Annotated in this window: 8 protein-coding genes; 7 read left to right on the forward strand and 1 reads right to left on the reverse strand. The window is 64.2% G+C overall.

Going from position 1 to position 12,028, the window contains the following annotated elements; translation table 11 throughout:
- Window positions 1-361: 361 nt before the first annotated feature.
- From H7C18_RS20145 to H7C18_RS20175, 7 genes are all read left to right on the forward strand, one after another.
- Complete coding sequence (locus tag H7C18_RS20145; RefSeq protein ID WP_185130903.1) at window positions 362-1,960, forward strand: response regulator transcription factor; 1,599 nt, start codon at window positions 362-364, stop codon at window positions 1,958-1,960.
- Window positions 1,957-3,681 carry a glycoside hydrolase family 127 protein gene (locus tag H7C18_RS20150; protein WP_185130904.1) on the forward strand — a complete coding sequence of 575 codons (1,725 nt, stop codon included), beginning with the start codon at window positions 1,957-1,959 and terminating at the stop codon, window positions 3,679-3,681. The genes H7C18_RS20145 and H7C18_RS20150 overlap by 4 nt, the downstream gene beginning before the upstream one ends.
- A 136-nt stretch (window positions 3,682-3,817) precedes the next feature.
- Window positions 3,818-4,072, forward strand: a complete 255-nt coding sequence (locus H7C18_RS20155; RefSeq protein WP_185130905.1) for a hypothetical protein — start codon at window positions 3,818-3,820, stop codon at window positions 4,070-4,072.
- A 79-nt stretch (window positions 4,073-4,151) separates the two neighbouring features.
- Window positions 4,152-4,847: an aspartate/glutamate racemase family protein gene (locus H7C18_RS20160; protein WP_185130906.1), complete on the forward strand. Its 696-nt coding sequence runs from the start codon at window positions 4,152-4,154 to the stop codon at window positions 4,845-4,847.
- Window positions 4,844-6,220: a ribulose-bisphosphate carboxylase large subunit family protein gene (locus H7C18_RS20165; protein ID WP_185130907.1), complete on the forward strand. Its 1,377-nt coding sequence runs from the start codon at window positions 4,844-4,846 to the stop codon at window positions 6,218-6,220. Before H7C18_RS20160 ends, H7C18_RS20165 begins: the two co-directional genes overlap by 4 nt.
- A gap of 7 nt (window positions 6,221-6,227) precedes the next feature.
- Window positions 6,228-7,718, forward strand: coding sequence for a four-carbon acid sugar kinase family protein (locus H7C18_RS20170; protein WP_185130908.1), 1,491 nt, complete (start codon window positions 6,228-6,230; stop codon window positions 7,716-7,718).
- A 2-nt stretch (window positions 7,719-7,720) separates the two neighbouring features.
- Window positions 7,721-10,801, forward strand: coding sequence for a glycoside hydrolase family 2 TIM barrel-domain containing protein (locus H7C18_RS20175; protein ID WP_185130909.1), 3,081 nt, complete (start codon window positions 7,721-7,723; stop codon window positions 10,799-10,801).
- Here H7C18_RS20175 and H7C18_RS20180 read toward each other — a convergent pair.
- Window positions 10,782-11,957 carry an MFS transporter gene (locus tag H7C18_RS20180; RefSeq protein WP_185130910.1) on the reverse strand — a complete coding sequence of 392 codons (1,176 nt, stop codon included), beginning with the start codon at window positions 11,955-11,957 and terminating at the stop codon, window positions 10,782-10,784. The two genes, H7C18_RS20175 and H7C18_RS20180, sit on opposite strands and share 20 nt — an antisense overlap.
- Between the last annotated feature and the right edge of the window lie 71 nt (window positions 11,958-12,028).

Consider the following 12,028-nt stretch of genomic DNA (forward strand, 5'->3'; position numbering starts at 1 on the left):
TCCGCTCCTTATCGTTTCATCGATTCTACTCCCCCTCATTTTTTCTGTCCAACTTAGTGTAGACGATCCAGGGCGGGCTGTAAGTGCACGGAGAGAAGTTGGAGCGGCGTAAGAGGGAGCTGGGCGGGCTGTAAGTGCACGGAGTGAAGTTGCAGCGGCGTAAGAGGGAGCTGAGCGGGCTGCAAGTGCACGGAATGAACTAAGAGCGGCGTTAGCGGGAGCTGAGCGGTCTGCAAGTGCACGAAGTGAAGTTGGAGCGGCCTTAGAGAGTGCTGAGCGGGCTGCAAGGGCATGAAGCGGAGTTGGAGAGAGGCCGGGCAAAACGCGGCAAGTTCGGAGCTTGCTTGAGGAGGGGAATCGCATGCGGACCGTGATGGTGGTCGACGACGAGAAATGGATCCGGCGCGGCCTGATCCAACTGATCCCGTGGGACGCCATGGGCTTGCGCCTGGTCGGCGAGGCGGGCGACGGAAGCGACGCCTTCGAGATGGCCAAGGAACGGAAGCCGGACGTGCTTTTTCTCGACATGCGCATGCCCGGACTGGACGGCAAAGAGCTGCTCGGCATGCTGCGGAGCGAGCTGCCGGAGCTGCTGACCGTCGTCGTCAGCGGCTATTCGGATTTCGAATACACGAAGGAAGCGATCCGCCAGAAGGCGTTCGATTATTTGCTCAAGCCGGTGAAGCGGGAAGAACTCGGGGCCGTGCTGGAAAAAGCGCTGGCGGAGCTGGACCGCCGGGACGAGATGAACCGGAGCGGGGCGGGCTCGGGCGGCGACGGGAACGATTGGCTGCGGCGACTGCTGCTGGAGCGGGAAGCGGCGGATACGGCCGGCGGCGGCGCGGAAGTGCCGCCCGCCTGGCGAGGCAAGCGGCGCGCGGCGTTCGTTGCTCGCGCGGACGTTTACCGGGGCGGCGAGGCGGATGCCGGGGCCGCCCTGGAGGAGCTTCGCGAGCGATGGGCGCGAAGCCGGGCGTTTCACTTCGGCGGCGACGGAGAGCTGTCGATCGTCGCCTGTCCGGACGGCGGCGCCGACTTCGCGGGGGCGATCGCCGCGGAGCGGCTGGACGAAGCCGGCGTGAACCGGGCGCTGGCCGAGCTTCAAGCCGCCTGGCAGGCGCGGCAGGGCGTCAGTGTCAGCCTCGGCGTCTGCGAGGCGGATGGGGAGGAGGCGTGCCGGCTGCGCGAAGCGTTCCGGCAGGCGAAGGCGGCGCTCGGCGGGCGCAGGCTGGGCGAGGGCGGGGCGCTGCTGCGGCCGTCGGAGGCTGCGGCGCAGCCGGCGCCTTATCCGCGCGAGCGGGAAGCGGAGCTGCTGCTCGCGCTGCAGCTTGGCCGCGAGGAGGCGCTTGAGGCGTTCGGGCGGTGGTTCTCGGCGGTCGCTACTCCGGAGTCGACCGTGGACCAGCTTCACGGGAGCGCGGATCTGCTGATCCACTCGCTGGAGAAGGAGCTTCAGGCGCAGGGAACGAGCCTTAAAGCGATCTGCGGCCAACATCCGCAGGCGTCGGCCGAATCGGTTAGGCAGCGGGGAGACGCGGCGTCGGTGCGCGACCTGTTCGAGCGGGATATTCTTCCCGGCGTGCTGGCCGAGCGCGAACGCGCCGGAGCCCGATCGGGAGCCCGCATCGTCCGGGAGATCGTCGGGCTGATCGAGAACCATTACGATCAACCGATGTCGCTGCAGCAGATCGCCGATACGCGTTTTCTCCATCCGGACTATTTGAGCCGGCTGTTCAAGAAGACGACGGGGCGCAACTTCGTCGATTACCTGACCGAAGTCCGCATTCGCAAGTCTCTGGAGTTGATGAAGGTGCCGTCTTACAAAAACTACGAAATCGCGCAAAAAGTCGGCTACGAGGATTACCGTTATTTCAGCCAAATTTTCAAACGGAAGACGGGCCGGACGATCGGAGAATACCGCAGCCGGATCGGCTCGGGAACGGAGGAGCGCAAACGATGAGCAAAAGACAAATTCCGGACACGCTGCTGCTGGAGGAGCGCGCGGGGCTGGCGTTGAACGCGATGAAGGGAATGGCGGACGAGGATTACGGGGGCATTCCGTTTTTTGCCGCCAATCTGATGGTGGAACCGGCTCACCTGACGCACGGGGATTGGGACTTCGGATCTTCCCACGGGCGCATGGTCGACGGGATGATCTTGGCGCGCCACATGTCGGGTTCGACGGAAGGCGAAGACGTCGAGAGAAGGTACCGCGAAAATCTGCTGTCGTTCTTCAAGGAAGACGGGCTGAGCTACCGGCAGATCAATCCGAATTACAAGTGGGAGCCGAACGCCAACCTGATCGACCAACGCGCGGTCATTCTCTCGCTGACGACGTGGTTTATGGCGACGGGCGACCCGAAAGCGAAGGAGGCGGCGGACCGGCACGTGGCCGCGTTGAAGCGGATCGCGGTCAAGGAACGGGAAGTGTGGTACTATCCGGCCTCCGAATACAAGGAAGGCGGCTGGCCGTCCGCCAACGCGGTGCAGCTGCGGCTGGCTCCGGACCCGGCGGCGTTCTGCGGGCGGCTCATCATGCCGCTGCTCAAGTACCATGAGGTGACGGGCAACGAGGACGCTTTGGAGCTGTGCCGTTTTTTTGCGGCGCTTATCGTGGAACGCAGCGGCGTGTTCAACAAGGACGGCAGCTTCAACGACGCGCTCGCCTACCGGAGCGGCCACTTCCATACGAGAGTCGGCACGCTGGACGCGCTGGCCCGGTTCGGCGTCTTCACGGGAGACGCGTCGCTGATCGCTTTCGTGGAGAAGAGCTACGCATGGGCGCTGACGATCAGCACGGGATTCGGCTGGACGCCGGGCGACCTGAAGGAGCAGGCTTACGAGCACGAGACGTGCTCGCTGGTGGACCTGATCTCCACCGGCATCACGCTGGCGAAGAGCGGCTACACGCAGTATTGGGGAACGGTGGAGCGGTTCCTGCGCAACCATCTGGCGGAATCGCAGCTTCTCGACCTGAGCTGGGTGAAGGAGACGGACGACCGCTCGCGCAACGTTCCGGGGCGGATTACGTACACGAACGTCGCCGAACGCTCGCGCGGCGCATTCGCCGGCTACTCGGCGCCGAACGATTTTTGCTGCAACGTCAACCACGGCCGCGGGCATGTGAACGACCTGCAGCTGTGCTGCCTCGGCTCGGGAACGCGCGGGCTGTTCATGGGCTGGAGCAACACGGTAACGGAGAGCGCCGGGACGGTCAGCGTCAACCTGCTGCTGAGCCGGGGCTCGAAATGGCTGGACGTGGACAGCTACTTGCCGCATGAAGGCAAGGTGACGCTGCATGTGCATCAGGATTTGAAAGAGCTGCAGATTCGCATTCCCGAATGGGCCGGCTATACGAAGGTGCGTTTCGTCCGCGAGCATGAAGGGGAGCGATCGGAGGGCGGGGGCATGGACCCGAGCCGGTTCGTCAAAGGGTGCTTCCTGCTGCTGGGTCCGGCGCGTGCCGGAGAGACGATCACGGTAACGTTCCCGCTGTCGATGCGCACCACGGTCGAGACGGCGGTCGGCCAGACGTTCGTGACGCAATGGCGGGGCGACGACGTCGTCGGCATCTCTCCGGAAGGCGAGAATCATCCGTTCTACAGCGGCCGGAAGGTATACGACAAGGCGCCGATGCGCGAAGGCGACTACCGCCGTCCGGAACGCGAGCTGGTGTGGTAAGGAGGATTTAGCTAGGGGGCGGCCGCCCGTTCTCGCTTCCGCAGGAAGGCGGACGGTTGACTTCGCAGGTGGGGAATGGGCTGCATGCGGGCAAGAGACGAATCTGGTTGCTCTCTTTGGCGGAAATGCAGCGTGGTTGGTGAAAGAGACAAACCTGGTTACTCTCTTTGACGGAAATGCAACGTGGTTGGTGAAAGAGACGAATCTGGTTACTCTCTTTGATGGAAATTCGACTCGGGGTGTGAAAGAGATGAATCTGATTGCTCTCTTTGACGGAAATGCAACGTGGTTGGTGAAAGAGACAAACCTGGTTACTCTCTTTGACGGAAATGCGGCGCGGTTGGCGAAAGAGACGAATCTAGTTACCCTCTTTGATGGAAATGCGGCGTAAGGAAGAGAAATGAGCAGTTCATGGTCTGCGTATGGCGGAGTGGAAGGCTAAAAGGGAATTTCATGGAGGAGGGACCGCAATGAGAACGGTCGTTGCCGTTTATACCGGCCAAGGGTTGGCCGATCCGTTGAAGGAAGTTTTTCGGGAGCTGCTGCCGGATGTGCGGCTCGTCAACATTATCGACGACAGCCTGATCGGCGACGTCGTGAGAGCCGGGCACGTGCCGCCAGGCGTGGCGAGAAGGCTGGTGCAATATTTTCACAACGGGGAGGAGCTCGGGGCCGACGTCATTCTGAACACCTGCTCGTCGGTGGGCGAGGTGGCCGATGACGCGCGCAAGCTGATCGGCGTGCCGATCGTCAAGATCGACGAGGCGATGGCCGCGGAAGCGGCGGCCCGCTATGACCGCATCGCGGTGCTCGCCACGCTTCCGTCGACGCTCGAGCCGACGATGCGGCTGGTCGGCAGGCAGGCGGAGGCGGCTGGCCGAAAAGTGACGATCGTCAGCGGATTGGCGGCGGGAGCGTTCGATGCGCTGGTCGGCGGCCGTCCGGAGGAGCACGACCGGCTGCTTCTCGAGGCCGCGGTGAATGCGGCCTCCGAAGCGGACGCGCTGGTGCTGGCCCAAGGCTCGATGGCCCGCATGGAGAAAGCGCTGGTCGCCGCTACCGGCAAGCCGGTGCTGTCGAGCCCGCGCTTCGGCGTCGCCCAGGTGAAGGCGGAGCTTGCGCGGCTGGAGCGCGAGCGGTCGAGCGAAGGGAAAGAGCCTTCATGAGTGAACGGGATACCTGGGCGAAAAAGGGCGCAGCCGCCGGTTCCGGAGGCGCCGCCGCGAACGATTACGACGCGGTCCGGGACGCCGGACGGGATGAGGACACCGGCGCCAGCCGCAGCACGGACCGCGTCCGGGCGGTCTATTTGGTAGAGACGCCCTACTCGTTGGAGAGGGCGGCCGCGGTGATCGCGGGCGAGCAGTCGACGGGAACGTTTACGGCGGTCCCCGGGGAGACGGAGGCGCTCAAGGAGCGCCACGGCGCGCGGATCGAAGCGATCGAAGCGTTGGAGGAGGCGTCCTCTCCGGCGCTGCCGGGGGCGAAGCTGCCGTCCGGCCACGACGGGAAATTCCGGCGGGGACGGGTTACGATCTCGTATCCGCTGCTGAACTTCGGGCCGTCGATTCCGAACCTGCTGTCGGCGGTGGCGGGCAATCTGTACGAGCTGCAGGAGCTCTCGGGCCTCCGGCTGCTCGATCTGGAGCTGCCGGCCGCGTTCGCGGACCGCTATCCGGGACCGAAGTTCGGCGTGGAAGGCACCCGCCGGCTGACCGGCGTCTACGATCGCCCGATTCTCGGCACGATCGTCAAGCCGAGCGTCGGTCTGTCCGCGGAGGAGCTCGGCCGGCTGGTTTACGATCTCGCGGTGGCGGGAATGGACTTCATCAAGGACGACGAGCTGAACGCGAGCCCGCTCTACCTGCCGTTCGAGCAAAAGCTGCGGGCGGTGACGGAGGCGGTGGAACGGGCGGCGGACGTTACCGGGCGGAAGCTGATGTACGCCTTCAATATTACCGGCGAGATCGACGAGCTGCGAAGCCGCCACGACTCGGTCGTGAAGGCCGGAGGGACGTGCGTGATGGTCAGCGTGCTCAGCGTGGGGCTGGCCGGGCTGGCGCACCTGAACGGCTACAGCGAGGTGCCGATTCACGGCCACCGCAACCAATGGGGAATGCTGACCCGCTGCCCGCTGCTCGGCGTCGAATTCGGGGCTTTCCAGAAGCTGTGCCGGCTGGCCGGGGCGGATCACCTGCACGTCAACGGGCTGAACAGCAAGTTTTACGAGACGAACGAATCGGTCGAACGCTCGATCCGGGCCTGCGGCGAGCCGCTGTTCGGCGGCTACCGGACGCTACCGGTCGTCTCCTCGGGACAGTGGGCCGGCATGGCGGCCCCCACTTACGAAGCGGCCGGCGGCGTCGACGTCATGCACCTGGCGGGCGGGGGCATGCTGGCCCATCCGGACGGTCCGGCGGCCGGCTTCGAGAGCATGAAGCTCGCCTGGGAAGCGGCTGTCGCCGGCGTTCCGTTGGAGCGTCAAGCGCAGCGGCATCCGGCGCTGCGGAGAGCCGTCGAGAAGTACGGGAAAGGTTGAGAGGAGAATGAACGAAAGGAACGATTGGGGAAGGGAGCCGGAAAATCGCTCAAACGGCGAACCGGCAAAAACCGGGAAATCCGCCGCGACGGCAAATTCGGCTCCGATCCCTCGGCCGAAGGGACGGGAGCGGCTGCTCGCCTATTACGGCGACGACTTCACCGGGTCGACCGACGTGCTGGAGGCGCTGTTCCACGCCGGCTTGAAGGCGGCGCTGTTCCTGGAACCGCCGACGGAAGCGCTGCTGGAAGGGCGCTTCGCGGGACTCGACGCATTCGGCGTGGCCGGCGTCGGCCGATCGCTGACGCCGGAAGAGATGGAGCGGGAGCTGCGTCCGATTTTTCGGACGATGAAGATCTTGGGCGCCGCCGTCGTCCATTACAAAACTTGCTCGACGTTCGACTCGTCCCCGCGGATCGGCAGCATCGGCAAGGCGGCGGAGCTCGGAAGAGAGCTTTTTGCCGCGTGCCGTTACGTTCCGGTACTGGCCGGCGCGCCTTACTTGGGCCGCTACACCGTGTTCGGGCAGCATTTCGCGGCGGCAGGGGGAACGGTACACCGGCTGGACCGCCATCCGACGATGGCGCGGCACCCGGTGACGCCGATGGCGGAAGCAGATTTGCGAAGGCATCTGCGTTTGCAGACGGAGATGAGCTCCGCGCTGATGGACGTATTGGCGCTGGCCGGAGCGCCGGAGGAGACGGCGGAACGGCTGGAGGAGCTTCTGCGAACGGAGCGGCCGGAGCTGGTGCTGTTCGATGCGTTGGACGAGGCGAATCTTGAGGCGGCGGGCAGGCTCATCTGGGAGGAGGCGCTCCGCTCGGAAGAGGGCCTGTTCGTCGTCGGCTCGTCCGGCGTGGAGGATGCGTTGGCCGCCTGCTGGGGAAGAGGCGGTCGAGGAAAACAGGAACAACCGGTCTCTGCGCCGCAAGTATCTCCCGTGGATCGGCTGCTGGTCGTGTCCGGCAGCTGTTCGCCGGCAACCGGCCGGCAGATCGAGCAGGCGACCGCCGCGGGCTTCGCCGCCATCCGCGTACCGGCCGGCAGGCTTGCGCGGCCGGACACGGCGGCGCAAGCCCGGGCGGAGCTGCTGAACGAGGCGCGGGAGAAATTGAACGCCGGACGCAGCGTGATCCTGTACTCCGCTTCCGGCCCGGAGGATCCCGGCATCGCCGAGCTTCGCGAAACGTTGAGCGAACTCGGGATGAAGGCCGAGGACAGCAGCCGGCTGCTCGGAGCCGAATTGGGAAGGCTCAGCCGGACGCTGATCGCCGACACCGGGCTGAGCCGGCTGCTCGTCGCGGGAGGCGACACGTCGGGGTACGTCGTCCGCGAGCTTGGCGTCGGCGCCTTGGAGTGCGTGTCTTCGCTCGCGCCCGGCGTTCCTCTGATTCGGACCTTCGCCGAAGATTCGCCGATGGACGGACTGGAGCTGGCGCTCAAAGGCGGGCAGGTCGGAGGCGAAAGCTTTTTTGAGAACGTGCGGAACGGAGGATGAATATGCAACGGTTCGGCCATGAAGCGGAAGCGCCGGATTGGATGAACGTTCGGGTTCTGGGCCGAAGCCTGGAGCCCGCCCATGCCGACTTGATCCCTTACGCGGACGCGGAGAGCGCGTTAAGCCAACCTCGCGAACAATCGCCTTTTTTCCGATTGCTGAACGGGAGATGGAAGTTCCGGTACGCGAAACGCCCGTCCGACGCGCCGGACGGTTTCGAGTCCCCGTCCTACCCGGACGCGGACTGGGACGAGCTCCCGGTGCCGGGACATTGGCAGCTTCACGGATACGGGCGGCCTCATTACAGCAGCTGTCCGTATCCTTTTCCGATCGATCCCCCGCTCGTTCCTCTCGACAATCCCACGGGCTGCTTCCGGACGCAATTCCATTATGAAGAGAGCTGGCGGGACCGAAATGTCCGTCTCGTGTTCGAAGGGGTGGACTCGGCCTTTCACGTGTGGGTGAACGGGGAGCCGGCCGGCTACGGCCAAGGGAGCCATCTGACGAGCGAATTCGATATTACGGTGCTGCTGAGGCCGGGGAGCAACACGCTGGCGGTGCGGGTGTACCAATGGTCGGACGGCAGCTACCTGGAGAGCCAGGACAAGTGGCGGCTGAGCGGCATTTTTCGCGACGTTTACTTGCTCGCCCTGCCCCCCGTCTACATCCGGGATGCAACGGTCCGCACGCATATCGGTCGCGGAGGGGCGGAGGCGGAGCTGGACGCGGACGTCCGAATCGCTGGCGGCGTGAGGGCTTCGCCGGTCCCGTCGGCACGCTTGCGGCTCAAGCTCCTGGACAGGGAGGGGCGTGCCGTTCTGGAGCAGTTTCACGAGCTGCCGAATGCGCCGTCGCCGGGGGAAGAGACGGCCGTCGCCTGCCGGGCACGGATCGCTTCGCCTCGGCTCTGGACGGCGGAAACGCCGGATCTGTACGAGCTCCTGCTCGAATTGGGCGGCCCGGACGGAGAGACGCTGGAGGTCAAGCGGGTGATGGTCGGCTTCCGCAGCGTGGCCGTTCGGGAAGGACATCTTCTGGTCAACGATCGGCCCATTACGATCAAGGGAGTCAACCGGAACGAGTTCGAGCCTTTGACGGGAGCGGCGATCCCGTACGAGAGCATGGAGCGGGACATTCGCCTGATGAAAAGCTGGGGGCTCAACGCCGTCCGCTTGTCCCACTACCCGAACGATCCCCGCTGGCTCGACTTGTGCGACCGTTACGGCCTGTACGCGATCGATGAAGCGGACCTGGAGACGCACGGGTTCCATTTTGTCGGGAACGAAGGGGAACTGGCAGGCCGGCCGGAATGGAAGGAAGCGTTCGTGGACCGGGCGCGCCGGATGGTCGAACGCGACAAAAACCATCCGTCCGTCATCATGTGGTCGCTCGGCAACGAATCGGGCTACGGGCCGAACCACGACGCGATGGCCGAGTGGATCCGGCAGGCCGACGGCACGCGGCCGATCCATTACGAACGGGCCTATGAAGCTCCGGTCGTAGACATCGTCAGCTCGATGTACCCGTCCGTAGACATGCTGATCGCGGAAGGCCGCAAGATCGACCCTCGCCCGTACCTGATGGTCGAATACGGCCATGCCATGGGCAACTCGACAGGCAATCTGCAGGAATATTGGGATGCCGTTTACGAGTATCCGCGGCTTCTGGGAGGTCTCGTCTGGGAGTGGACCGATCTGGCCGTGATGCGCCGCTCGGACGATGGGGAGCTTGTGTATGCGTACGGCGGCGATTTCGGCGAGGAGCCGCACAGCGGCCCGTTCTGCCTGGACGGCCTGCTGTTTCCGGACCGGACGCCGAAGGCGTCGATGCTGGAGCTGGCCAAGGCGATCGAACCTGTCAAAGTTCGGGATTGGGACCCCCTGACCGGCCGGTTGACGTTGGAAAATCGGTACGATTTTCGGACGCTGGCCCATCTGCGCGGAGAATGGGCGCTTATGCGAGACGGCGAGAAAGCATGCGAAGGGGAGCTGCCCCTGCTGCGGACGCCTCCGGGCGATGCGGAGACGGTGAAAGTGCCGCTGCCTACGGACCGCTTGGGAGCGGCGGGAGAATATTGGCTGCAAATGCGCTGGACGACGCGCGAGGCGACGCTCTGGGCGGAGGCCGGGCACGAGACCGCTTGGGCGGATCTTCCGGTGAAAGTCGCGGACGAGAACGCCACCTCGCAACCGGCTCATCCGGCCGTAATGCCGCCTCTTGATTGGGAACGGACCAAACCGTTGCTGCGGGTAGGCCCAGAGGACGATGCGCTGACCTTTTGCCTGGAGAGCGGCGCGTTAACCGACTGGAAGCTTGCGGGAAGGCCGCTGCTGCTCTTCGGTCCCGAGATCGGCATCTGGCGGGCGCCGGTCGACAACGACATCCATCTGGCGAAGGAGTGGAAAAAAGCCGGCTACGACCGCCTCGTCGCGCTGCCCCGGGGAGCGACGGTCGAGCGCTTGGACGGAGGAGGCGTGCAGGTTCGCGGGGACTTGGCGCTCGGGGCGAGAGGCGAGGGCGTCGCCTTCCGTTGCGCGGTGAGCTACACCTTGTCGGCGGATGGAGCATGGCTGCTGGAGGCGAAGCTCGAGCCCCGCGAAGGGCTTCCTCCCCTGCCGCGTTTTGGGTTTGAACTGCGAATGCCGGAGGGCTTCGACCGGATCGCCTGGTTCGGTCGGGGACCGCACGAGTGCTACCCGGACCGGAAGGAGAGCGGCAAGCTCGGCATATTCAGCGGGGCGGTGCAGGACCAGTTCGTTCCTTACATCAAGCCGCAGGAAAACGGCCGCAAAGCCGATATCCGCTGGGCGGAGGTGACGAACGCCGCCGGCATCGGACTGCGGTTCGAAGCCGTGAACGGCCGTTGGTTCGGTATCGGAGCGAGCCATTACGCGACGGAAGACTTGTCGACCGCGACTCACGTTCATCGGCTCACGCGCCTAGACGAAACCGTCATTCGGCTCGATGCCGCCCACAGCGGCCTCGGTAACCATAGCTGCGGCTATGCGCCGACGTTGGGGAAGTACCTTCTTCCCGCCGAGCCGATGACGTTCGCGGTCCGAATCAAGCCGGTTCGCGGTTGATCTCTTCGAATTTTGTTTCTTTTGAAGCATACATCGAAAATAATGCGGAGCCGATCGCGAGCAGCACGATTCCTCCTCCGGCCCAGGCGTTCAGAGTAACGGCATAACGGTTGACGATCAGCCCGCCGATCGCGGAGCCGAGCGCCACTCCGATATGCAGCGCCGAAGTGTTAAAGCTGAGCTGCACCCCCGCCGAGCCCGGGCTCGATGCGAGCAGATAGCTCTGAATCGCCGGGCTCGGCGCCATGTTGAACGCGCACCACAGGATGACGGCCGCGAGCAGGCTCGGCATCGAGGCAGAAGCGACCGGCAGCAAGAAGATGGCGGCCGCATGGAGCATAAGGGCGATCAGAATGGTGCGCCGGGCCCCCAGCCTATCCGATGCCCAGCCTCCGATCCAGCCGCCGGCAACGCCGGCCGCCCCATACACCAGCAACACCAGACTGATCGTTTGCGTCGACAAATTCATTGTTGTTTTCAGAAAAGGGGAAATGTAAGCATAAATAGCGAATTGCCCGGTCATCTGCAACACTGAAATTAGATGGGCGGACCAGATCTTGGGCGTCCGCAGCGTTCGAAGCTGCCGCCGCAGCGGCTCGGCCGATTCGGACTCGAGCTTGGGGAGCGCCTTCGCCAGAACGAGCAGTACGGTTAACGTAAGACCGGCAATCAGCGCGAAGGTCATTCGCCAGCCGGCTCTCTCTCCGACGAAGGTTCCGAGCGGTACTCCTAACACGAGCGAGGCGCTGATGCCCATGAAGATGATCCCGATCGCTCTCCCTTTCGTTTCGGGGGCTGCCAAATGAGCCGCCATCGTGACGGACAGGACCACGACGACCGAGCAACTGGCCGCCAGAAGCACGCGAGAAAGCAGCAGCACGGTAAAGTTTGGAGCCAGCATTGAAACGACGCAGCCGACAACAAAGAGAGACATGGCGGCAAGAAGCAGTTTTTTTCTTTCCCAGCGGGCGGTCAAGGCGAGCAGGATCGGCGATCCCAATGCGAAGATGAGCGAATATACCGACACCAGCTGCCCCGCGGCACCCAAAGAAACGTTCAGATCCGTGGCAATCAGATTCAAAATTCCGGCAATAACCAATTCCACCGTTCCCACCACGAAGGAAGCGACAGCCAACAGAACGATTCTTGCATTCATCGTAACCCTCCTTTTTTTCCCCTGCCACTCGTACTCCTCCTTCCGCTGAATTCGGAGACACGCTTAGTGTA

It is taken from the genome of Cohnella zeiphila (assembly GCF_014212055.1).
GTDB classification, from domain to species: domain Bacteria; phylum Bacillota; class Bacilli; order Paenibacillales; family Paenibacillaceae; genus Cohnella; species Cohnella zeiphila.

Bases quoted from the DNA above. Each gene is read 5' to 3' on its own strand.
- H7C18_RS20145 (WP_185130903.1), top strand. From the start codon at position 362: ATGCGGACCGTGATGGTGGTCGACGACGAGAAATGGATCCGGCGCGGC.
- H7C18_RS20150 (WP_185130904.1), top strand. From the start codon at position 1,957: ATGAGCAAAAGACAAATTCCGGACACGCTGCTGCTGGAGGAGCGCGCG.
- H7C18_RS20180 (WP_185130910.1), bottom strand. From the start codon at position 11,957: ATGAATGCAAGAATCGTTCTGTTGGCTGTCGCTTCCTTCGTGGTGGGA.
- H7C18_RS20170 (WP_185130908.1), top strand. From the start codon at position 6,228: ATGAACGAAAGGAACGATTGGGGAAGGGAGCCGGAAAATCGCTCAAAC.
- H7C18_RS20160 (WP_185130906.1), top strand. From the start codon at position 4,152: ATGAGAACGGTCGTTGCCGTTTATACCGGCCAAGGGTTGGCCGATCCG.
- H7C18_RS20165 (WP_185130907.1), top strand. From the start codon at position 4,844: ATGAGTGAACGGGATACCTGGGCGAAAAAGGGCGCAGCCGCCGGTTCC.
- H7C18_RS20175 (WP_185130909.1), top strand. From the start codon at position 7,721: ATGCAACGGTTCGGCCATGAAGCGGAAGCGCCGGATTGGATGAACGTT.